Genomic DNA, 24,244 nt, shown 5'->3' with positions numbered 1-24,244 from the left:
TTGCTTTTAATGAAATTTACAGCGCAACAAATAGCGGATATTTTAGAGGGCAATGTTGTAGGAAATCCTGATGAAGAAGTTTCTAAACTATCCAAAATAGAAGAAGGAGAGAAGGGTTCTTTAACCTTTTTATCTAATCCTAAATACAATCCGTATTTATATACCACAAATGCTTCTATAGCTATTGTTAATCAATCTTTTGAGCCAGAAAAAGAAGTCAGCACTACACTTATAAAGGTAGAAAATGCTTACAAGGCATTTTCTAAATTACTGGAGTTTTACAATCAAGTAAAGAATAACAAAGTAGGTAAAGAACAACCTAATTTTATTTCTGAATCAGCTAAAATAGGTGATAATATCTACCTTGGTGCATTTTCATATATAGGCAATAATGTAGTGGTAGGCGATAATGTAAAAATTTATCCCAATTCATACATTGGTGATAATGTAACTATTGGTGATGATTGTATAATTTTTTCTGGTGTAAAAATTTATTCAGAAACTCAAATTGGTAATCATTGTAAGATTCATTCAGGAGCTATTATAGGTTCTGACGGATTTGGTTTTGCTCCTAATGATAAAGGAGAATATAAAGCTATTCCTCAAATAGGAAATGTAATTATTGAAGACTTTGTAGATATAGGATCTTCATCAACCATTGATAGAGCAACATTGGGTTCAACCATTATAAGGCAGGGAGTTAAGTTAGATAATCAAATACAAATAGCTCATAACGTAGAAGTAGGTAAAAATACTGTTATTGCTGCCCAAACAGGAATTGCTGGTTCTACAAAAATTGGAGAAAATTGTATGATTGGCGGTCAAGTAGGTATCGTTGGTCATATTGTTATTGGTAATAATGTAAAAATACAAGCACAATCTGGTATTTCTAAAAATTTGAAAGATGGTGATGTTGTTCAAGGCACACCTGCTTTTGGATATTCAGATTTTAATAAAAGTTATGTTCATTTTAGAAACTTACCTAAGATAGCTGCAACACTAAACAATATAGAAAAGGAAGTAAAAGCTCAAAAATCAACCATAAATGAGTAAAAAACAGAAAACAATACAAAAAGAAATTACGTTATCTGGTGTAGGCATACATACAGGTAACACTGTAAATATGACGTTAAAACCAGCTCCAATTAATCATGGTTTTGCGTTTAGTAGAGTAGATTTAGAAGGGGCACCCACAATTGAAGCCAAAGCAGAATACGTAGTAAATACACAAAGAGGAACTAATTTAGAGAAAAACGGAGTTCAAATACAGACTTCAGAACACGTTTTAGCAGCAGCAGTTGGTTTAGATATTGATAATTTATTAATAGAAATAGATGCTTCTGAACCTCCAATTATGGACGGCTCTTCAAAGTACTTTGTAGAAGCATTAGAAAAAGCAGGCATTCAAGAACAAGATGCTGATATTAATGAATATGTTGTAAAAGAAATTATCTCTTATAAAGATGAAGCTACAGGTAGTGAAATTATTTTAATGCCGTCTGATGAATATCAGGTTACTGCTATGGTAGATTTTGGAACAAAAATTTTAGGAACTCAAAATGCCAATTTAGAGACCATTTCTGATTTTAAGAAAGAAATTGCAGCAGCCAGAACATTCAGTTTCTTACACGAAATTGAAATGCTTTTAGAAAATGATTTGATTAAAGGAGGAGATTTAAATAATGCCATAGTATATGTAGACAAAGAATTGTCTGAAAGTACTATGGAAAAGTTAAAAGTAGCCTTTAAAAGAGATGACATTACAGTGCAGCCAAACGGAATTTTAGATAACTTAAATCTTCATTGGGCTAATGAAGCTGCAAGACATAAATTATTAGATGTAGTTGGAGATTTAGCCTTGGTAGGTACAAGAATTAGAGGAAAGGTAATAGCAAATAAACCTGGACATTTAATAAACACTAATTTTGCTAAAAAACTAGCCAAAATTATAAAACAAGAAAAGAGAAATAATGTTCCGCAATATGATTTAAATGAAACTCCGTTAATGGATATTCATCAAATTATGGACATTTTACCTCACAGACCCCCATTTTTATTAATTGACCGTATATTAGAACTTTCTGATAGGCATGTGGTTGGTATGAAAAACGTAACCATGAATGAGGGTTTTTTTGTAGGGCACTTTCCAGGATCTCCAGTAATGCCAGGAGTTCTACAAGTAGAAGCTATGGCGCAATGTGGTGGTGTTTTGGTGTTAAGTACCGTTCCAGATCCAGAAAACTATTTGACATATTTCATGAAGATGGACAATGTTAAATTCAAACAAAAAGTTTTACCAGGAGATACCATAATTTTTAAAGCAGAATTAATTACTCCAATACGTAGAGGAATATGCCATATGCAAGCTTATGCTTATGCAAATGGTAAATTGGTTGCTGAAGCAGAACTAATGGCACAAATATCTAAAATTAAGTAGTTATGAATCAACCATTAGCCTACGTGCACCCCCAAGCTAAAATTGCAAGAAACGTAGTTATAGAGCCCTTTACAACTATTCATAATAATGTAACAATTGGTTCTGGAACTTGGATAGGGTCTAACGTAACTATTATGGAAGGTGCTACTATCGGAAAAAATTGTAGAATTTTTCCAGGATCGGTAATTTCAGCAATTCCTCAAGATTTAAAATTTAATGACGAAGAAACTACCGTAGAAATTGGAGACAACGTTACCATAAGAGAATGTGTTACCATCAATAGAGGAACATCAGATAGAATGATTACCAAAATTGGAGACAATTGTTTAATTATGGCATATTGTCATGTAGCGCACGATTGTATTATAGGTAACAATTGTATTTTTTCTAACAATACTACATTAGCGGGTCATGTTACTATTGGAGACAATGTGGTGTTGGCAGGTATGGTTGCTGTACATCAATTTGCATCTGTAGGTAATCATGCTTTTGTAACTGGAGGATCTTTAGTTAGAAAAGATGTACCCCCATATGTAAAAGCAGCAAGAGAACCTTTGTCTTACGTAGGTATCAACTCTGTAGGATTGAGAAGAAGAGGATTTACAACTGAAAAAATAAGAGAAATACAAAATATATTTAGAATACTATTTCAAAAAAATTATAATAATTCGCAAGCAATAGAGATTATAGAAGCTGAAATGGAAGCAACTCCAGAACGTGATGAAATCATTCAGTTTATCAAAGATTCGCATAGAGGAATTATGAAAGGATATTATAAAGCAAACTAAAACAGACCATGGCAACAACATCAGATATTAGAAACGGATTGTGTCTTAGATACAACAATGACATATACAAAATTGTAGAATTTTTACACGTAAAACCAGGTAAAGGTCCTGCTTTTGTGAGAACAAAATTAAAGAGTGTTACCAACGGTAAAGTGGTAGACAATACTTTTCCGGCAGGAAGAAAAATTGACGATGTAAGAGTAGAAACCCATAAGTTTCAATATTTGTATAATGATGGAGATACCTATCATTTTATGAATCAGCAAGACTATTCTCAAATTCAATTGCAAAAAGCGGCACTAGACACGCCAGAACTTATGAAAGAAGGAGAGATTGTAACGATAATCATCAACTCAGAAGATGATATGCCGCTTTCAGTAGAAATGCCAGCAAGTGTTATTTTAGAAGTTACACATACAGAACCAGGAGTAAAAGGAAATACAGCAACCAATGCTACAAAGCCTGCAACTGTAGAAACAGGAGCAACAGTAAATGTACCTTTATTTATAAATGAAGGAGACAAAATAAAAATAGAAACTACCAAAGGAAGCTATCAAGAACGTATCAAAGAATAATTTCTAATGACAACTAAAACTAGAGAAGAAATTAATCAGACAGAAAAAGATTACTGGAACGAAGGTAAACTTGATAGAACTAAGATTAAAAAACTTAGAAGACATGCTTTTTTTTATTCATACAAAAGAGAAAAAAAGATTTTAAGTAAACTTCTCAAAGATTTTAATGGCAAAGATGTTTTAGAAATTGGTTCGTACACTTGGGCAGCTTGGTTTACAGAAGAAACAAAACCAAAGAGTTTAACTTGTATCAATATTTCAGAAGTAGAATTAGAAAACGGAAAAAAACATGCAGAAAAGCAATCTTTTCCTGTTCATCATCATTTGATGGATGCCAATGCATTAACGTTTAAAGACAATTCTTTTGATGTGGTATTTGGAGGAGCTATTTTACATCATTTAGATATTGAAAAATCTGTTGGACACATTCATAGGGTATTAAAACCTGGAGGGACTGTTGTATTTTTAGAACCTTTAAATATGAATCCATTATACAAGATTTATCGAAAAATGAATCCTCAAGAGAGAACTCCAGATGAGCATGCTTTGATAAGTGAAGACTTTAAAATTATACGTCAAAAATTTACTTTTGACCATTATTTTTTCGATTTCTTTACGGTAGCATTCGGTTTTATATCACTAAAAATTTTTGGGGATAAAAATTATGACAATTGGATTAATAAGTTAGGGTATAAACTTGATGTTTTTTTCTCTAAAATACCTTTTCTTTATGTTTTGTTTGCTAGAGTTATCATATACGGAAGCAATAAAAAATAATATGAAATTTAAGGTACCTCAAACTTTAGCACAAATAGCCACACTTATTGATACTGATTTTATAGGTGATAAAAACTTTACTATTTCAGGTATTAATGAAATTCATGTTGTAGAAGAAGGAGATATTGTTTTTGTAGATCATCCAAAATATTATGATAAAGCTTTAAATTCTGCAGCAACTACTATCTTAATAAATAAAAAAGTGCTTTGTCCAAAAGGAAAATCGTTATTAATTTCTGATGATCCTTTTAGAGATTTTAATAAAATCACACAACATTTCAATCCATTTATTGCTTCTAAAGTAAGTATTTCCGAATCTGCTGTTATCGGAATGAACACTATAATTCAACCAAATGTATTTATAGGTAATAATGTAAAAATTGGTAAAAACTGTATTATTCATCCTAATGTTACTATTTATGACAACACTGTCATAGGAGATTATGTAACTATACATGCGAATACTGTTTTAGGTGCAGATGCTTTCTATTACAAAAACAGACTAACAGGATTTGATAAACTGATTTCTGGAGGAAGAGTTGTTATAAAAAACAATGTAGACTTGGGGGCTTCATGTACTATTGATAAAGGAGTTACAGGAGATACTACCATAGAAGAAGGTACTAAAATAGACAACCAAGTTCATGTAGGGCATGATACTGTTATTGGTAAAAAATGTCTAATTGCTTCTCAAACAGGAATTGCAGGTTGTGTTGTGATTGAAGATGAAGTTACTATTTGGGGACAAGTAGGAACAAATAGTGGTATCACTATAGGAAAAGGGGCTATAATTTTAGGGCAAACAGGGGTTACAAAATCTGTTGTTGGAGGCAAAAGTTATTTTGGTACGCCCATATCAGAATCTAGAGAAAAATTAAAAGAACTTGCAGAAATAAAACGCTTTTTAAAAGAAAGAAAAAATCAAGCCTAAATTTTAACTTTTTATAAACTTTTTAAGCATATAATTATCAGTTTTTCTTTTCAGAAAAGCGAACAAAAAACTATTTTTGCACAACAAATTAAATACCATACCAAATGAGCGTTTTAGTAAATAAAGATTCAAAAATAATAGTACAAGGTTTTACAGGTAGTGAAGGAACTTTTCATGCAGGTCAAATGATTGATTATGGAACCAATGTTGTAGGAGGTGTTACACCAGGTAAAGGAGGTCAAGAACATTTAGGAAAACCTGTTTTTAATACTGTAGTTGAAGCCGTAGAAAAAGTAGGAGCAGACACTTCTATTATTTTTGTACCACCAGCATTTGCTGCAGACGCTGTTATGGAATCTGCTGATGCAGGCATTAAAGTAATCATCTGTATAACAGAAGGTATTCCTACAGCAGATATGGTTAAAGTAAAAGCATATATAGACGATAAAGACTGTACTTTAGTAGGACCTAACTGTCCAGGAGTAATTACTCCAGATGAAGCTAAGGTTGGTATTATGCCAGGTTTTATCTTCAAGAAAGGAAAAGTAGGTATCGTTTCTAAGTCAGGAACATTAACTTATGAAGCAGCAGACCAAGTTGTAAAACAAGGTTTTGGAATTACAACAGCTATTGGTATTGGTGGTGATCCAATTATTGGAACAACTACAAAAGAAGCTGTAGAGTTGCTAATGAATGATGATGAAACAGAAGCCATTGTTATGATTGGTGAAATTGGAGGTAATTTAGAAGCAGAAGCTGCACAATGGATTAAAGCAGACGGAAACAGAAAGCCAGTTGTTGGTTTTATTGCAGGACAAACTGCACCAGCAGGAAGAACAATGGGACACGCAGGTGCTATTGTTGGAGGTGCTGATGATACAGCACAAGCAAAAATGAAAATTTTGGCAGAAAATGGAGTACACGTAGTAAGTTCTCCTGCTAAGATTGGAGAAATGGTTGCTTCTGTTTTAAATTAAACATATATAATAAATTAAAGTTAAATTTTAACAATTTATACTACAAAAATCCGTTGAATTTGTAAATTCAACGGATTTTTTATATCAACCCAAATTTTAAAATATGAAAAAAATTAAATTGTTGTTGTATAGCTTTATTTTAGTTAGCATAGTAAGTTGTAAAACAGACCAAAAAAAGAGTTATGAGACAATCTCTCAGAAAGACACTAATGGGCTAACTTATGAGATCGTAAAAAATGATCCTACAGGATTACGTTTATATACCTTAGAAAATGGTCTTAAGGTGTATTTAAGTCAAAATGCAGACGAACCAAAAATACAAACCTACATTGCTGTTAGAGCAGGGTCTAATTATGATCCTGTAGAGTCTACAGGTCTAGCTCATTATTTAGAGCACATGGTATTTAAAGGAACTCATAAAGTAGGTACCATAAATTGGGAAAAAGAAAAAGAATATTTAGACCAAATTACGAAATTATATGAAGATCATAGGGCAGAAAAAGATCCTGCAAAGAAATTAGCGATTTATAAAGAAATAGATAAAATTTCTTTAGAAGCTTCTAATTATTCTGTAGCTAATGAATATGATAAAATGACGGCTTCTTTAGGAGCTACAGGTACAAATGCGTATACATGGTTTGAGCAAACAGTATACACCAATAAAATTCCTGCTAATGAGTTGGGCAAGTGGATCAATTTGGAATCAGAACGTTTCGGAACTTTGGTGTTACGTTTATTTCACACAGAATTGGAAGCTGTTTTTGAGGAATTCAATAGAGGTCAAGATAATGATTTTAGAAAACGTTACGCTGCAATGTTAGACGGTTTGTTTCCAAATCATCCTTATGGGCAACAAACAACTATAGGTACTGCAGCACATTTAAAAAACCCATCAATGGTAGACATTCATAATTATTTTAACAAATATTATGTACCTAACAATATGGCTGTCATTTTAGTTGGTGATTTTGAATTTGAACCTACCATCAAAAAAGTAAACGAAACTTTTGGAAAGTTTAAAAAGAAGGCTTTAACACACCCTATTTTACCAAAAGAAAAACCTATAACGTCTCCTGTTGTTAAAGAAGTTTTTGGCCCTACATCAGAATCAATTTCTATAGCTTTTAGATCTGAAGGTGTAAACACAAATGATGAAAAAATGGTAAGTTTGGCAGATATGATTATGGCAAATGGTAACGCAGGTATCATCGACTTAAATTTAAATCAAAAACAGCTGGTTCAAAATGCAGGCTGTTCTCCAACTTTTTTAAATGATTATGGATATCATTCTTTTACAGGAAGTCCAAAATCAGGGCAAACTTTAGATGAAGTTAAAGACTTGTTACTAGAACAAATAGAAAAATTAAAAAAGGGAGAATTTGAAGAGTGGATGATTGAAGCTGTTGTAAACGACTTAAAATTGAGTCAAACAAGACAGTATGAAAACAATTCTGCACTAGCAGATACGTATGTAAATGCGTTTATTTATCAGCAAGATTGGTCAGAAAGAGTACAATTTTTAGACAATTTAAAGAAAGTAACCAAAGAGGAGTTAGTAGCTTTTGCCAATGATTTTTACAAAGACAATTATGTTGTAACTTATAAGAGAAAAGGAGAAGATAAAACAATTGTTAAAGTTGCCAACCCTGGTATTACACCCGTAAATTTAAATAGAGATAAGAGTTCTGATTATTTGAAAGAATTTAACAACACAGAATCTAAACCTTTACAACCTAAATTTGTAGATTATAAAACTGCAATTAAAGAAACTACCACAGCTAACGGAATTAAGGTTTCTTATGTATTGAATGAGAAAAATGACTTGTTTGATATGAATATTATTTTTGATATGGGTAGTGATAACGACAAGAAATTGTCTTTAGCAGCAGGTTATTTAGAATATATTGGTACAGATACATATACTAATGAAGAGCTGAAAAAAGAATTTTACAAATTAGGTATTTCTTATTATGTAAGTGCTGCAAGAGACAAGACCTACGTGGGCATAAACGGTTTAAAAGAAAATTTACCAAAAGGACTACAATTGTTAGAGCATTTATGGGACAATGCCAAAGCAGATAAAGAGGCATATGATAACTATGAAGAAAAAATTTACAAAGGTCGTCAAAACGGAAAGACCCAAAAAGGTAATATTCTTTGGAATGGATTGATGAGTTATGGAAAGTATGGAGAAGATTCTCCCTTAAGAGATATCATGCAAGTAGATGAATTAAAAGCTATTAATCCAGAAGAATTAGTGGCTTTAATCAAAGACATGAAAAACTACAAACAACGCGTTTTTTATTACGGAAAAGATATAGATAATGCAGTTGCATCATTAAATACACATCATACATTATATGGAGAGTTAAAAGATTACCCTGTAGCAAAAGAATATAAAGAATCTGAAACTGGTGGCAATGTTTTCTTTACCAATTATGACATGGTACAAACAGAAATGCTGTTTTTAGCAAAAGGTGCTCCTTTTAAAGCAGAAAATATAGCAGCATCAACCTTATTTAATACTTATTTTGGTAGTGGATTGTCTTCTATTGTATTTCAAGAAATTAGAGAATCTAAATCGCTAGCATATTCTGCATTTGCCTCTTATAGCAATGCTTCAAAAAAAGATTCTCCTAACTATGTAATGGCATATGTTGGTACTCAAGCTAATAAATTAGAGCAAGCTGTAGACGCTATGATGGAGTTGATGAATGATATGCCAGAAGCAGAAAAACAATTTATTGCTGCTAAAGAAGCAACTTTAAAAAAATTAGCGGCACAAAGAATTACAAAATCTAATATTTTTTGGACTTATGAGAGATTGAAAAAATTAGGAATTGACAATGACAATAGAGAGGCAATGTACAATACCATTAAAGAAATGACTATAGAAGATTTAAAAGACTTTTTTAATAAAAATATTAAAGGAGAAAGTTATAATGTAATGGTTATTGGTAACAAAAAAGATTTAGATGTAAAATCTCTACAAAAACTAGGTAATATAAAAGAGTTAGAAATAGATTATCTTTTTAATTATATAGATAAAAAAGAAGTTAAATTATAAAACTACACCCCAATAAAAAATTACAAACTCGTAAGGCAAATTCATGTTTTACGAGTTTTTTATTTTAGTATATTTGACAGCGTAAAAACAACTAAAGAACATGAAATTATTAGAAAATAAATCAGCTATTGTTACAGGTGCCACAAGAGGTATAGGGCGTGGTATTGCGTTAGAATTTGCAAAACAAGGTGCTAGTGTAGCTTTTACATATAGTTCTTCTGTAGATGCAGCAAAAGCGTTAGAAACAGAGTTGCAAGCATTAGGTGTTGCTGCAAAAGGATACCAATCTAATGCAGCAGATTTTGAAGCTGCTCAAGAACTGGCTAAAGAAGTTTTAAAAGAATTTGGCAGTATAGATATTTTAGTAAATAATGCAGGTATTACTAAAGACAATTTATTAATGCGTATTACAGAAGATGATTTTGATAAAGTAATAGAAGTAAACTTAAAATCTGTATTCAACTTAACCAAAGCAGTAATTCGTCCAATGATGAAACAAAGAGCTGGGTCTATTATTAATATGAGTTCTGTAGTAGGTTTAAAAGGTAATGCAGGTCAAACCAATTATGCAGCTTCAAAAGCAGGTATTGTTGGGTTTTCTAAATCTGTCGCTTTAGAACTTGGCTCTAGAAACATAAGAAGTAACGTAGTTGCTCCTGGTTTTATAGAAACAGAAATGACAGAAAAATTAGACGAAAAAGTAGTACAAGGATGGCGAGATGGAATTCCTTTAAAAAGGGGAGGGCAACCTATAGATATTGCAAATGCCTGTGTATTTTTAGCCTCAGATATGAGTGCTTATATAACAGGACAAACTTTATCTGTGGATGGAGGAATGTTAACCTAAACTTTTACTTTTTAAGATATAAAAAAACTTGTAACAATATGTTACAAGTTTTTTTTTGAAATAAATATATTAAACGTGAATTCGACCAAAGAAAATATATATCAGCCAGATTTATTTTTGATAAAAAATTGTATTAAAAACACATCAATTTTTAGACAAAAGGGAAATTTCTATATAATTTTCATCTGTTTTGCTTCTAAAAAAATCACTCAATCTGACAGCATTCTTAGCATTCTATTTTAAATCGAAATCATGTTATTTAAGACTTCAATTAAACTTTTTGTATTTTAAAAGGTCTAAGTTATGTTGGTTTTATAAAAACAATACAAATAACAATCATTATTCATGAAATACATTCTTTTTTTTACGCTATGGTTATTATTTCATGGCAACAATGTTGCAAAATTTACCATTCATAAAAAAGATAAAATTGTAACTATTGTAGTAGACTTAGAAGCTTCAGATTTGTCATCAGCCTTAAAATTATCGCCAAAAAACATCACCGAAAAACAGATTGAAACCTATTTGTTAGAACACGTAAATTATACCGTTAATCAAAAAAAGGTGCCCTTTACAGTAAGCGATGTTACTTTTAGTTTAGATCATTTTACCATTCAAACTATTTTATCCAAACAAATAGACACCATAACTTCTCTAAAGATTAAAAATACCACTCTTTTTGAGGTAAATTCAAAACAGTCTAATATTATAGAACTTAGGTTTAATAATATGTATAGAGATTTTTTAATAGACAAACATCAACCTACTTTAAACATCAACTTGTAAAAATCTATTTATGAACGTTCAACATTCAGTATTTACAAAAATTAGTATACTCGTATTTTTTAGTTTTATGAGTTTACAAGATTTTTGGGCTCAAAACCAAACCACACCCAATATTTTATTTATTGTGGCTGATGATTTAGGTATAGATGCACTACACGCATCTGATTACGGTATTTCCGTCCAAAATCAACCAGTTACACCAAATATAACCAGTTTAAAAAACACAGGAATTTCTTATCTCAATACTTGGGCAACACCACAATGTACAACAACAAGAGCTTCTGTAATGAGTGGCAAGTATGGTATAAATACAGGTGTTAGAAACGTACCAGACAATTTAGATTTAACACATGAGTCTATTTTCAACTATATCAACAACAAGGTAACTACTAATTATGCCAAAGCTTTAATTGGCAAATGGCATATTTCTAATCCGCAAGATGCCAATCATCCTGCTGCTCATGGGGTAGATTATTTTGAAGGAACTATTGCCGGAATTGTAGATGATTACTACAATTGGACAAAAATAAATAACGATGGTAGCTCTACACAAATTACAGAATATGTAACGGCTCACTTAACAAATTCTGCAATAAATTGGATAGATCAGCAAAACACGCCGTGGGTTTTATGGTTATCTCATATTGCGCCACACAATCCTTTTCATATTCCGCCTTCAGGCACATTTTCACAAACCAATACAGCTGGTAATCAAAATAAATATTTAGCAGCTATAGAGTCTTTAGATTATGAAATTGGACGATTATTAGCCAGTATGGATGCAGCAACTAGAGCCAACACCACTATTGTTTTTATTGGTGATAATGGAACTCCAGGACGTGTTGCACAGTTTTTTCCAACAGGGCATGCCAAATCTTCTTTATATGAAGGTGGTGTTAGAGTACCTATGATAGTAAGCGGAAAAGGAGTGACAAGACAAGGCGAATTGGAAAACGGATTGGTACAGGTAAATGACATTTATGCTACAATTGCAGAACTTTTAGGAAACGATTTAGAAGGAGGAATTTATAATAGTTATAGTATTACACCTTCATTTACGAGCCAAAACGCAATAGAAAGACCTTATATATATTCAGATTTTGCAGACAACGGAATAGAGGAGTGGGCTATTAGAAATGAAACTTATAAGTTGATAGAAGATGCAAACGGAACAATTCAGTTTTTTAACTTGCAAAATGATTTAGAAGAAACTAACAATTTGGTTGATTTTTTAACCAATGAAGAGGCAAACATTTTAAGTCAGCTACAAAAAGAAGCTGCAACCATACGTAATGGTTGGTCTTGTAATGATGGTATTTTAAATGGTACAGAAACTACCGTGGACGATTGTAGCAAATCTTGCCCAACAGACAAATTAAGTTTTACCAATATTGGTTGTTGTGATACCCCAACAGCACCCAATGTATTTTATGAATATGTAGAAAACGGAGCGCGAAAAATTTACTCAAATAACTATCCAAATCATGATTTTTGTTACAATCCAAGAAACATTCCTACAGAAAGTTATCATGATTTAGAAATGGATATAAATCCGCAAATTACAAATACCATTACAAGTGTGATTAACCAGCGTACAGGAAGACCTGCTACAACATTTGGTATTGCTTTAAACGGAGTTGTATTTGCCCCAGGACCAGCATTACCTTTTGTGTATGCCAATCCAGAAACCAACGAATACAATTGGGATTGGGTGTTTGAAGCAACTAACAATCAAGGAGATGGGGCTGACCAAGTAAAATTAGATTGCTCATCTGCGCATACCAACACCAAACATGGATATCATTATCATGGAGAAATGTTTTCATATTTAGAACAAGAATATGAAGGTATTACTACTGCCGAAACTGTTACAGACATTGTACAAATTGGTTGGGCTGCAGATGGTTTTCCTATTCTTTACAAATTTGGTCCCGATGCAGAAGGTAATATCAAAAATTTACAACCTAGTTATCAATTAAAAGCAGGTGAACGTCCTGGAGATGGCACAGATGCTCCTTGCGGACCATATACAGGAAAATATACGAATGATTATGAGTATGTAGCAGATTTAGGAGATTTAGACGAGTGTAATGGTATAGCAACAAGTATTACTTTAGAAACAGCTAATGGTACACAAACTTTTGATTATTTTTATGTAATCACGTCTACTTTTCCTCAAATTCCTAGATGTTTTGTTGGTACTGTAAATGCTTCTTTTGCCGCTGGTAAAATTGCAGGTGTAGATAATGATGGTGATGGATTTATAGAAGCTTTTGATTGTGATGATACAGACCCAAATATCAATCCATTAGCTACAGAAATACCTGGAAATGATATTGATGAAAATTGTGACGGACAAGACACTTTAAGTCTTACAGACCATACAACTCCTTTTATAACTTTAATGCCAAATCCTACAGCAAAAGACATACGTTTAATTCATAATTTTAATATTGATTTTACAGTACAAGTATATGACCTTAGAGGTAAAGAACTACTGTTGCAAAAAAATAGTCCAGATTTTATTTCTCTAGAAAACTTTGGTGCAGGAGTTTACTTGCTAAAAGTAACCCATACCAATTCTGGCAACCACCAAATGTATAAGGTTGTTAAAGAATAAGAATTTATTTTTTAACAGTGGTAAGTATTCTTTAAATAATTGTAATTGTCTGAATGTAAATATATAATTGCAGTTCCAACGATATAAACCTTAAGGTGTTATTCTGATACTATGTGTAAAATAATCTGAAAAATGGCTGTAATTTTAAGGAAGCTTTTATTTATGAATCATCCACTTGATAATCTATAAATAAAAATGTACTATAATTTATATTATGTAAAATATAATATTTCAAAACACATTCCTACATATCTTGGGTGTAATAATTATAATCTTTTAAAACGGTATCTAAAAACTCGGTATCACTTTTGTGTACAGATTTAATTTCTGTTACATCTTGTATTTTAGAGCGTAATTTAATGAGTGTTTTATAATCATTGAATTTTTTAGCAGATGTAAATGTATCTTTAATAATGCGCACATCATTATCAGATAAACGAATCACATTTGGATATGTAGGTATATATTTTGCAGAAATAGTTTCTAAAATAGTTTCAGAAAATTTGACATCATCTTTTAAATTAATTACCACAGTGTTGGCAATAAGATCTCCAAAACGCTGATTTTTATGGGTAAATAAAATTAAAAAGAAACCAATCATTTTTCCGAAAACAAACAAGACAACAAACCATACCTCTTGGTTTTTTATTCCTAAAGAACTAATATACACGTACAATAGTATAAATAAATTAAAATCTACCATGCGCAAAAACCACCTAATTGTATAATCGGTTATGGTAGGTTTAAATCCATCTTCATTAATAACCTTTATTTTTAAAATACGTTTTCCTAAAGTTTGTCCTTCTAAAAGAATTTCTGTGTACAAAGAATAAAACGTAATTGGTAAAAAAAGAATAACGTCTAACGCTCGTATAGACCAATTATCTAAGCCAGAAACCCCTTCAAACATTCTAAAATTAAAAAGCTCTACGGCCAAATACAAATACCCAAACTTTATAACATTGTCTATGACAAACGCTAACAATCTGTGCCCAATATTGGCTAGTGTAAAGTTGATATTTACATTTTGTGCGGTTTTTATTTGCAGTCTTTTCATACAATATGTACATTCGCTCTGAATGAGAGAAGTCGCTTTTATAAAGCAAAATAAAGAAAAATGGCTTGAATTTGAACAAGTAATTTCAAATAAAACAAAAAAAAGTCCTGATATTGTAGCCAATTTGCATATCAAAATCATGAACGATTTGGTGTATGCACAAACCTATTACCCTAAAAGCAAGGTTACTACCTACTTAAATAAGTTGGCAAAATCTAGTTTTGACAAAGTATACCACACCAAAAGAAGCGATAAAAATGCAATTGCCTACTTTTTTTTAGACAAGGTACCCCTACTCGCTTATCAGTACCGAAAATATATCTATCTTTCTTTTATTGTTTTCTTCGCTTTTTTTTTAATAGGCTTATTATCAACCTTTAATGATGCAGGTTTTGCACGACAAATTTTGGGTGATTCTTATGTAAACACAACTTTAGAAAATATAGAAAGCGGAGACGCTATGGCTATTTATAAAAGTGGTAGCAACTGGGGTACTTTTATTGGTATATATGATAACAACCAACGTGTAGGCTTAAATATGTTTCTATCTGGTTTATTTTTAGGTATTGGTACCGGATTTTACGTTGTTTACAATGCAATTATGGTAGCTGTTTTTCAAGCTTTCTTTTACCAACAAAATACGTTGTTTGATAGCGTAAAAGGCATTTGGATTCATGGTACTTATGAGATTTTTGCTATGATAATAGAAGCTGCTGCAGGTTATATAGTTGGCGCAAGTATTTTATTTCCGGGTGCTTATAAACGAATAGAATCTTTTACCATAGGAATGAAAAACGCATTTTATATTTTTATAAGTACAATTCCGTTTACTTTAGTAGCTGCATTTTTAGAAGGTTATATTACAAGATATGCCAACACCTTACCTGTTGTTATTTGCTTTACTATTATTGGTTTATGTTTGTTTAGCATTAGCTATTATTACTGTGTGCTTCCTTATAAAGTAGCAAAAAAACACCATCTGCGATGATAAGAATATTCCTTTTTTTGTGTCTACTTTCATCCTTCTGTTGTCACAGTCAATTTATGCAAGAATACGATAGTGTTCCTGTTCAAAAAGATACGGCTAGCTATACCAAGAATGTAAATTATACAGAAAAAAGAAGTTTTACAGAAAATATTCGAGAAAAATATAGTGGAAAAGACTTTGAATATATTGAGGAAGAAGAAGAATCGATTGAAGAAAAATCAGCATTAAGCGGTTCTTCTTTTTTTACATCACTAGTGTTTTTTATCAGTCAAATTTTTCCTTTTATATTAGGTCTGGTTGTCGTCGTTATCATTTTAAAGTCTTTTTTAGAGATAGATCTTAATTTTTGGAAAACGAAACATAAGAACACCAAACTTGCGGCAACCTTAATTCAAGAAGATGAAGATATTCATCAAACAGATTTAGAAAGTCTACTTCAAAAAGCAATAACACAAAAAGAATATAGGCATGCTGTTAGATATTATTATCTTATTGTTTTAAAGCAGTTGTCAATAGATAATCATATAAATTATCATAAAGAAAAAACCAATTCTGAATATCTTTTAGAGATAGAAAATGAAGAAATTCGTCAGCAGTTTTCTTATTTATCGTACGTGTTTACATACGTTTGGTACGGAGAATTTTCAATTAACGAGGCCGACTTTAAAAGTGTACAAGCTAAATACAAATCATTTAAAACCAATATTAAATGATGATACTACGCTTTGTAAAATACACTCCTCTCCTACTGTTATTTCTTTTGATAAGTAGTTGTGATAAAACAGATTGGAGCGAAAATTTTAAAGAAAAACAGAAAAGTCCGTTTGGTAATTATATTGTGTATAACGAAGCTTCATCGCTTTTTAAAACCAATTCGGTAACACTTTTAGAAAAAAATATTTACGATTATTTACTGTTAGGTACTTTTGATGATTTTTCTGAAAGGAAAAGCTATGTCTGTATCAAACACAGTACTAACAAACTTGATGCTAAAGGATTAGACGAGTTATTGAATTTTGTTGCTAAAGGGAATCAAGCTCTACTGTCATTACATCACTTTAAAGATTCATTAAAAACAAAATTAGAGTTTACTACAAATAATTTAGACAAGATGGTTTATAATACCTCTAAATTAAAAAAGTTAAACGGTAATTTATATTTAAACGATAGCTCTTTTAACAAAACATCGTATACGTACAATAGAAATTTAAGAAGACATTATTTTTTACAATATAATGAACAGCGTACAGATGTTTTAGGGACCATTGAAATTGATGGAGAAAAAGCGCCAAATTTTATAAGAATAGCACATGGTAAAGGTGCTTTTTATTTGCATGCACACCCTATTGCGTTTACTAATTATTATCTGTTAAACAATAACGAAGATTACGTAGCCAATGTTTTTTCATACTTGCCCAACGCTCCTATTCTGTGGGATCCGCATATTAAATCTAGCAAATATCAGAATGATGAAGATAAAAAATCTTCTATTTTTAAATTCTTTTTAGAGCACGATAGTTTAACATGGTTTTTATATACTTCGTTTATAGGTTTGTTGTTATTTATGTTATTTAATGCAAGACGAAAGCAAAGAGCTATACCCGTTATAGAACCGCTAAAAAACTCAACCGTAGCATTTGCGCAAACTATTGCCAATTTGTATTTAAAAGAAGAAAATCATAAAAATATAGTCGACAAAAAAATTACATATTTTTTAGAAAAAATAAGAAGTAAATATTTGTTAGATACTTCTAATTTAAATACTGATTTTATAGAAAAACTAGCCGCAAAGTCAGGTAACAATTTGCAACCTACAAAATACTTAATCAATACAATAATCATGTTACATAAAAAAGATGAATGTTCTGAAGAAGAGTTGATTGTATTGCACAAAATGATTAAAAATTTCTTTAACAAAAAGTAGATATGGAAACATCAAATACCGAAGAAAATCAAGAACACAAAGAAGTAAATGACAATTTAGCGTTTGAAAATAGATTGAATTTGTCTGAACTACAACAAAACATCGTAAACGTTAAAAAAGAGTTGAAAAAAGTAATTGTTGGGCAAAAAGAAATGATGGATTTATTAATTGTTGCACTACTTTCTAACGGACATGTTTTAATAGAAGGTGTACCAGGTGTTGCCAAAACAATTACGGCAAAATTACTTTCTAAAACCATTGCTGTAGATTTTAGTAGAATTCAATTTACACCAGATTTAATGCCTTCAGATATTTTAGGTACTTCTGTGTTTAATGTAAAAACTTCTGAATTTGAATTTAAAAAAGGTCCAATATTTTCTAATATGGTTTTAATTGATGAAATTAATAGAGCGCCTGCAAAAACACAAGCAGCCTTGTTTGAAGTTATGGAAGAGCAACAAATAACTATGGATAGAACTACCTATACTCTAGAGGCTCCTTTTATGGTTTTGGCAACTCAAAACCCTATAGAACAAGAAGGTACGTATAGATTACCAGAAGCACAATTAGACCGTTTTCTCTTTAAAATTAATGTGGGTTATCCAAATGCTGATGAAGAATTAGACATTATTATAAAAGAACAAGCGCTAGAAAATACCACTAAAATTGGCAAAATAGAAACCATTATTTCGGGAGAAAAAATTATAGAGTTCAGAAACTTGGTTAAACAAATTAGCATAGAAGAAAACTTATTAAAATACATTGCCAATATTGTAGTAAATACACGTTCTAATTCATTTTTATATTTAGGGGCATCACCAAGAGCAAGTATTGCTATTTTATCAGCCTCTAAAGCTTTTGCAGCCATAGAAGGTAGAGATTTTGTAACACCAGAAGATATTAAAAAAGCTACAATTCCTGTTTTAGAACATCGCGTAATTGTAACCCCAGAAAGAGAAATGGAAGGTTTAACTAGTAAACAAATTATAGCGCAAATTATAGAAGCTGTAGAAATACCAAGATAACCTTAACCAATAGCATCAATACAACAAGCATTTGTAGTGAAACAATTTTACAATACTTTATTTATCAATAATCGATTTTTTTACAATTTAGGCTTTATAGCCTTGTTGTTTATTGTTGGTTTTTTTATTCCTGTTTTGTTTGTTATATCTAAAGCATTGTTATTGGTTTTAGTGATTTTAACATTAGCTGATATTATTATTTTATATAATACCCAAAATGCTATAACCCTAAAACGCTTATTACCAAAACGTTTGTCTAATGGAGATGCCAATAAAATTACCTTAGACGTTCAAAATTTATATCAATTTCCTGCTCATATTACAATTATTGAAGAACTACCTTATCAATTTCAAAAAAGAGATTTTAATTTTCAATGTATTGTAAAAACCAAGAGTAATAAAGAACTAAAATATACATTAACACCCACAGAAAGAGGTGTTTATTTATTTGGTAATGTTAATGTTTACGCAAGCAGTCCTTTACATTTGGCGACTAAAAAATATGTTCTTGGTGAAGAAAAGAAAATTAAGTGTTATCCTTCGTTTTTACGATTAAGAGAATTCGATTTTAAAGCATTCACAAGCGAAACAGTTGCTTATGGTACAAAAAAAATACGAAGAATAGGGCATTCCTTAGAATTTGAACAAATTAAAGAATATGTTTCTGGTGATGATATTAGAACTTTAAATTGGAAAGCAACTGCTAAACGAAACCAATTGATGGTTAATCAATACGTAGAAGAAAAAGCACAACCCGTATATGCTATAATAGATAAAGGAAGAGCAATGCAATTGCATTTTAATAATATAAGTTTATTAGACTATGCTATAAATGCAACCTTGGCTATTAGTAATATTATTTTAAGGAAGCAAGACAAATCAGGTATGCTAACCTTTTCTAAAACATTAGAAGATTGGGTAGTTGCAGAAAGTAGAAACTCTCAAATGACATTAATTTCTGAAGCATTACACAATATTTCTACAGATTTCTCTGAATCAGATTTTAGCACCTTATATGCTGTTATAAAAAGAAAAATTACACATAGAAGTTTACTTATTTTATTTACTAATTTTGAAACTATAGACGGTTTAAACAGACAACTCCCCTATTTAAGAGCCTTAGCAAAAAATCATTTAGTTTTAATAGTTTTCTTTAAAAACACACAGTTAGAAACTTTAATTGCAAACCATAAAAACACTATAGAAGGTGTATATGATAGTATTATTGCAGAAAAATTTATGTATGAAAAAAAGAAGATTGTTAAAGAATTGAAAAAGTACGGAATACAAAGTGTACTTACATCACCAGAAAACTTAACTAGTGACACCATAACTAAGTATTTAGAATTAAAATCTAGAGGTCTTTTTTAAAGAATAACTTATTTTTGAAAAAAATAAAAATGGATTGGTATTTAGAAGTATTAAGAAAATATGTTGAATTTTCTGGAAGAGCAAGACGCAAAGAGTATTGGATGTTTGTGTTATTTCATTTTATTTTTATAAGTCTATTAGTTATTATTCTCATATCTTCTACTGGTAGTTTTGATACAAATGCAGAACCTAATTCAATTGTGGCCCTTATTTTATCAGTTTATATCTTTGGTACTCTTTTACCTTCTATAGCTGTTACTGTTAGAAGGTTGCATGATATAGGTAAAAGTGGTTGGTGGTATTTTATTTCTCTAGTACCTTACATTGGAAGTTTTATACTGCTGATTTTTATGTGTATGGAAGGTGAAAAACGAACAAATAAATGGGGTAAAAACCCTAAAGGAATTGGTAATGACGATGTAATAAATCAAATTGGTAGAGAATAAATTTTAAACAAGTTATTTTTCTTCTTTAGTTATGATTTGCCAACTACCATCATAGTTGATATTTGTTCTATTGGTTGAGTTTACATACAAGTAAGAAACATTACTAGGAAAAAGCTCTACAACAAAAACGTAACTATCTTCTTTAGATCTTGCCCAAAATTTTAAAGTATATTGTTGTTTGTCTTTATTATAAAAGATTTCTTTCTTTTCTGGTTTACCAGTAAAAGTAATGCCATTTTCTCTATTACCATATCCATTAGGCAATTGTTGTTGTCCAAAATAAGGAAGTTCTATAGCAAGACTATCTTTATAAATTCTAAAATAGTTAGGATTTCCTATTAAGTTGATGTTTCCTACACTACTGCCATTAGGCAAAAGATTTTGAATTCCTTGTACATTAGTTAATAATGCTGTAGGTTTAGCCCATTCAAATTCTAATTCAATATTTTCATTTGAAACTATATTTTTAAATCGCTCTATTTCTGCATCATTTATTGCCTTTTTAGTTGTAGCACAACTATAAAAAATACATAAAAAACCGATGATAAGTAGTCTCATAACACTATATTTTACAGATTATAAACACTTTAAAATTACAAATTTTGTTGTAAATTTCTTTTAAAGTTATCACAAATTAAATACTATCTTCGGTTTTTAAAAAGTTATAATGAGTGTTCGTGTTATTTATGAAGATGAATATATATTGTGCGTTAGTAAACCCAATAATATGCTAGTTCATCATGCATTTCATTCTAGAAATGTTTCTGATGAATTGTCTCTTTTACAGGTAATTGAAGCTGAAAAAGGATTTAAAACATACCCAATACACAGGTTAGATAGAAAAACATCCGGAATAATACTTTTAGCAAAACAAAAAGAGGTTGTAGCTTCATTTCAAGAATTGTTTACAAAAAACGAAATTGAAAAAGTTTATTTCGGAATTGTAAGGGGGTTTTCTCCAGATCAAAAAAGTATAGATTCTCCAGTAAAAGGTAGAGATGCCAAAGTACATAAAGATGCTTTAACCCATTTAAAAACACTAGAAAATATCACCTTAGACATCGCTGTAAAACCTTATGATTCTTCTCGTTATAGTTTGGTGGCATTAACCCCAAAAACAGGAAGAATGCACCAATTAAGAGTTCATGCTAACAAAATAAGTCACCCGTTATTAGGAGACCCTAAATACGGAGATAAGAATCACAACATAATGTTTGAGGAAAATTTTAACTGTAAAAATCTTTTTTTGCATGCAGGTAAACTAACCTTTGTACACCCTTACACAAAAGAAAATCTGAATTTAATTGCTGAATTTCCTGAAGATTGGAGTCGTCTGTTTGTGCAATTCAATTGGAAAAATCCGTTACTATGATTATTGTTCAATAGATTTCGAATAAAATGCGACAAGTTCACCTTCTTCAAAAGTTGGTGAAACTTCTATAGGATTACAACAAACTTCACAATCTTCTATATAGCTTTGTTTATAAACAGAAGCATCAAAAATCATAGAAATTTCTTCCCAACAGTATGGGCATTGAAAAAAATGTTCTTGTTCCATATTAATAATTTATCAAATCTATAAGTGCTTTTACTAATCTATTTTTACCTAAATATTGATTTTCAAGATTTTTATCAAAAGGTATAGGAGTTTCTAAACTAGCTACACGCTTAATGGGTGCATCTAAATATTCAAAACAATTTTCTGTAATTAATGCTGAAATGTCACTAGAAATTCCTCCAAACATAGAGTCTTCATGAACTATAAGTACTTTACCTGTTTTTTGTACAGATGCATATACGGTTTCAGTATCTAAAGGTTGTAGTGTTCTTAAATCTATAACATCTGCTTTAAAACTATGCGCATTCAATTCTTCTAAAACCCAATGTATTGCGGCTCCGTAACTAATGATGGTAATTTGATTACCTTCTTTTAATAAAGATGCTTTACCAATTTCAGTCGTAAAGTAATTTTCTGAAACATCTTGATAAATGCTTCTATACAAAGCCTTATGTTCAAAAAACAAAACAGGATTTGGATCATTAATTGCGGCAATAAGCAAACCTTTTGCATCTTGAGGAAATGCAGGGTAAACCACTTTTAAGCCTGGAGTTTTAGTAAACCAAGCTTCGTTTGTTTGACTATGAAAAGGACCTGCACCAACACCTGCGCCACAGGGCATTCTAATAACAACATCGGCATTTTGACCCCATCTATAATGAGATTTAGCCAACAAATTTACAATAGGATTAAAACCTGATGAAACAAAATCTGCAAATTGCATTTCTACAATTGCTTTTATTCCTTGTAGAGATAAACCATAAGCAGCAGAAACTATGGCAGATTCACAAATAGGTGTATTTCTTACACGTTCTTTACCAAATTTATTTACAAAATCTTCAGTAATTTTAAACACACCTCCATATTCAGCAATATCTTGCCCCATAATTACAAGGTTTTTGTATTGCTGCATACTTTGGTATAATCCTTCAGAAATGGCATCTACAAAACGAATTTTCTTTTTTTTATCAGAAGTTTTACTTTCTATAAAGTCATAAACTTTATAAACATCTTTTAATTCTACATCTAAATTTGGTGTAATGTTTTCTTCATCAAAAGCTATTTGTAATTCATGGTTAATTGTTTGTGTTATTTTTTCTTTCAAGTCTTTATCTATTGTTTCAGATAAAATTCCTTTTTGCAATAAATAGTTTTTAAAATTTTCTATAGGATCTTTAGCAGCCCAATATTCTAATTGTTCTTCAGGTACATATTTTGTGCCACTAGCCTCTTCATGCCCTCTTATTCTAAATGTTTTAAATTCTAATAAAATGGGTCTTGGTTTTTTTCTGATACTTTTAGCCAATTCATCTATCTTGGTATATACTTCTATAATATTGTTTCCATCAATACTATAACTTTCTATACCATAACCAATGCCCTTATCTGCTATATGTTGGCAATTATACTGTTCTGAAGTTGGTGTAGATAAACCATAACCATTATTTTCAACACAAAACAAAACGGGTAAATTCCAAATAGAAGCAACATTTAAGGCTTCATGAAAATCGCCTTCACTTGTACCTCCTTCTCCAGAAAAGACGGCGCAAGTTTTATTATTACTTTTTAATAGATTTGCTAATGCAATACCATCAGCAATACCTAATTGTGGACCTAAATGAGAGATCATTCCTATAATATGGTGTTCTTGAGAACCAAAATGAAAACTTCTATCTCTACCTTTGGTAAAACCATTTAATTTACCTTGCCACTGCGAAAATAGTCTATGAAGAGGAATGTTTCTTGTTGTAAAAACACCTAAATTACGATGCATAGGCAAAATGTATTCATCATGTTCTAATGCACTTGTTACTCCTACAGCAATAGCTTCTTGCCCAATACCAGAAAACCATTTTGAAATTTTTCCTTGACGCAAAAGCACAAGCATTTTTTCTTCAATAAAACGAGGCAATAACATGTTTTTATAAAGTTGTAGCAATACTTTATTTGAGAGCTTCATTTTATCAAAATAGATACTGTTTTTCATGATTAAATCCGTTTAGACTACAAACAAACTTAAGTATAAATGAATAAATTATCAATAAAAAAAATCCTTATCGTTTGTAGATA

General features: G+C 30.8%; 22 protein-coding genes. 18 read left to right on the top strand and 4 right to left on the bottom strand.

What is annotated here, in order from left to right; translation table 11 throughout:
• The first annotated feature begins 9 nt into the window (after window positions 1–9).
• The 11 genes from lpxD to DUT90_RS07490 all read left to right on the top strand — a co-directional run bounded on the left by lpxD (window position 10) and on the right by DUT90_RS07490 (window position 13,805).
• A complete protein-coding gene (lpxD, locus tag DUT90_RS07540) occupies window positions 10–1,053 on the top strand; it encodes a UDP-3-O-(3-hydroxymyristoyl)glucosamine N-acyltransferase (RefSeq protein ID WP_114426552.1) in 1,044 nt (347 codons plus the stop codon).
• Window positions 1,046–2,437: a bifunctional UDP-3-O-[3-hydroxymyristoyl] N-acetylglucosamine deacetylase/3-hydroxyacyl-ACP dehydratase gene (locus DUT90_RS07535; protein WP_114426551.1), complete on the top strand. Its 1,392-nt coding sequence runs from the start codon at window positions 1,046–1,048 to the stop codon at window positions 2,435–2,437. The genes lpxD and DUT90_RS07535 overlap by 8 nt, the downstream gene beginning before the upstream one ends.
• 2 nt (window positions 2,438–2,439) lie before the next feature.
• Window positions 2,440–3,225, top strand: coding sequence for an acyl-ACP--UDP-N-acetylglucosamine O-acyltransferase (gene lpxA, locus DUT90_RS07530; RefSeq protein ID WP_114426550.1), 786 nt, complete (start codon window positions 2,440–2,442; stop codon window positions 3,223–3,225).
• An 8-nt stretch (window positions 3,226–3,233) separates the two neighbouring features.
• On the top strand, window positions 3,234–3,800 hold the full coding sequence (efp, locus tag DUT90_RS07525; RefSeq protein ID WP_114426549.1) for an elongation factor P: 567 nt from the start codon (window positions 3,234–3,236) through the stop codon (window positions 3,798–3,800).
• A gap of 6 nt (window positions 3,801–3,806) precedes the next feature.
• Window positions 3,807–4,577, top strand: a complete 771-nt coding sequence (locus DUT90_RS07520) for a class I SAM-dependent methyltransferase (RefSeq protein WP_114426548.1) — start codon at window positions 3,807–3,809, stop codon at window positions 4,575–4,577.
• 1 nt (window position 4,578) lies between these two features.
• Window positions 4,579–5,508, top strand: coding sequence for a UDP-3-O-(3-hydroxymyristoyl)glucosamine N-acyltransferase (locus DUT90_RS07515; RefSeq protein ID WP_114426547.1), 930 nt, complete (start codon window positions 4,579–4,581; stop codon window positions 5,506–5,508).
• Window positions 5,509–5,612: 104 nt separating this feature from the next.
• Entirely contained in the window at window positions 5,613–6,485 is an 873-nt protein-coding gene (sucD, locus tag DUT90_RS07510) for a succinate--CoA ligase subunit alpha (RefSeq protein ID WP_114426546.1), read from the top strand.
• Between the two features lie 103 nt (window positions 6,486–6,588).
• Window positions 6,589–9,552, top strand: a complete 2,964-nt coding sequence (locus DUT90_RS07505) for a pitrilysin family protein (RefSeq protein WP_114426545.1) — start codon at window positions 6,589–6,591, stop codon at window positions 9,550–9,552.
• 100 nt (window positions 9,553–9,652) lie between these two features.
• Window positions 9,653–10,399, top strand: coding sequence for a 3-oxoacyl-[acyl-carrier-protein] reductase (gene fabG / locus DUT90_RS07500; RefSeq protein ID WP_114426544.1), 747 nt, complete (start codon window positions 9,653–9,655; stop codon window positions 10,397–10,399).
• 345 nt (window positions 10,400–10,744) lie between these two features.
• Window positions 10,745–11,185 (top strand): DUF6702 family protein, encoded by a 441-nt coding sequence (locus tag DUT90_RS07495; RefSeq protein WP_114426543.1) that lies wholly within the window; start codon window positions 10,745–10,747, stop codon window positions 11,183–11,185.
• Window positions 11,186–11,195: 10 nt separating this feature from the next.
• Window positions 11,196–13,805: a sulfatase-like hydrolase/transferase gene (locus DUT90_RS07490; protein WP_114426542.1), complete on the top strand. Its 2,610-nt coding sequence runs from the start codon at window positions 11,196–11,198 to the stop codon at window positions 13,803–13,805.
• Between the two features lie 244 nt (window positions 13,806–14,049).
• Here DUT90_RS07490 and DUT90_RS07485 read toward each other — a convergent pair whose 3' ends face one another.
• Entirely contained in the window at window positions 14,050–14,862 is an 813-nt protein-coding gene (locus DUT90_RS07485) for an RDD family protein (protein WP_114426541.1), read from the bottom strand.
• 22 nt (window positions 14,863–14,884) lie between these two features.
• Between DUT90_RS07485 and DUT90_RS07480 the strand changes: the two genes are divergently transcribed.
• Genes DUT90_RS07480 through DUT90_RS07455 form a run of 6 tightly spaced genes read left to right on the top strand, consistent with a single transcriptional unit; the run spans window position 14,885 to window position 20,616 of the window.
• Complete coding sequence (locus DUT90_RS07480) at window positions 14,885–15,850, top strand: stage II sporulation protein M (RefSeq protein ID WP_114426540.1); 966 nt, start codon at window positions 14,885–14,887, stop codon at window positions 15,848–15,850.
• Between the two features lie 56 nt (window positions 15,851–15,906).
• Window positions 15,907–16,563 carry a hypothetical protein gene (locus DUT90_RS07475; RefSeq protein WP_114426539.1) on the top strand — a complete coding sequence of 219 codons (657 nt, stop codon included), beginning with the start codon at window positions 15,907–15,909 and terminating at the stop codon, window positions 16,561–16,563.
• The gene (locus tag DUT90_RS07470) at window positions 16,560–17,774 is read left to right on the top strand and encodes a hypothetical protein (protein ID WP_114426538.1); all 1,215 of its coding nucleotides are present in this window, start codon (window positions 16,560–16,562) and stop codon (window positions 17,772–17,774) included. Before DUT90_RS07475 ends, DUT90_RS07470 begins: the two co-directional genes overlap by 4 nt.
• 2 nt (window positions 17,775–17,776) lie before the next feature.
• The gene (locus DUT90_RS07465) at window positions 17,777–18,799 is read left to right on the top strand and encodes a MoxR family ATPase (protein WP_114426537.1); all 1,023 of its coding nucleotides are present in this window, start codon (window positions 17,777–17,779) and stop codon (window positions 18,797–18,799) included.
• 36 nt (window positions 18,800–18,835) lie between these two features.
• A complete protein-coding gene (locus DUT90_RS07460) occupies window positions 18,836–20,170 on the top strand; it encodes a DUF58 domain-containing protein (RefSeq protein WP_258848521.1) in 1,335 nt (444 codons plus the stop codon).
• A gap of 29 nt (window positions 20,171–20,199) precedes the next feature.
• On the top strand, window positions 20,200–20,616 hold the full coding sequence (locus tag DUT90_RS07455) for a DUF805 domain-containing protein (protein ID WP_114426536.1): 417 nt from the start codon (window positions 20,200–20,202) through the stop codon (window positions 20,614–20,616).
• Between the two features lie 12 nt (window positions 20,617–20,628).
• On the opposite strand, the gene DUT90_RS07450 is transcribed toward DUT90_RS07455, so the two are convergent.
• A complete protein-coding gene (locus tag DUT90_RS07450; RefSeq protein ID WP_114426535.1) occupies window positions 20,629–21,174 on the bottom strand; it encodes a DUF4251 domain-containing protein in 546 nt (181 codons plus the stop codon).
• 109 nt (window positions 21,175–21,283) lie between these two features.
• On the opposite strand from DUT90_RS07450, the gene DUT90_RS07445 reads away from it, so the two are divergent.
• Window positions 21,284–21,988 carry a pseudouridine synthase gene (locus DUT90_RS07445; protein ID WP_114426534.1) on the top strand — a complete coding sequence of 235 codons (705 nt, stop codon included), beginning with the start codon at window positions 21,284–21,286 and terminating at the stop codon, window positions 21,986–21,988.
• Here DUT90_RS07445 and DUT90_RS07440 read toward each other — a convergent pair whose 3' ends face one another.
• The gene (locus DUT90_RS07440) at window positions 21,989–22,174 is read right to left on the bottom strand and encodes a CPXCG motif-containing cysteine-rich protein (RefSeq protein ID WP_114426533.1); all 186 of its coding nucleotides are present in this window, start codon (window positions 22,172–22,174) and stop codon (window positions 21,989–21,991) included.
• Window position 22,175: 1 nt separating this feature from the next.
• Window positions 22,176–24,161: a dehydrogenase E1 component subunit alpha/beta gene (locus tag DUT90_RS07435; protein ID WP_258848520.1), complete on the bottom strand. Its 1,986-nt coding sequence runs from the start codon at window positions 24,159–24,161 to the stop codon at window positions 22,176–22,178.
• Between the last annotated feature and the right edge of the window lie 83 nt (window positions 24,162–24,244).

It is taken from the genome of Polaribacter sp. WD7, from assembly GCF_003335085.1.
Taxonomy (GTDB): Bacteria; Bacteroidota; Bacteroidia; order Flavobacteriales; family Flavobacteriaceae; genus Polaribacter.
The sequence above is the reverse complement of the archived record's forward strand: the minus strand, read 5'-3'. Positions and strand labels throughout refer to the sequence as shown.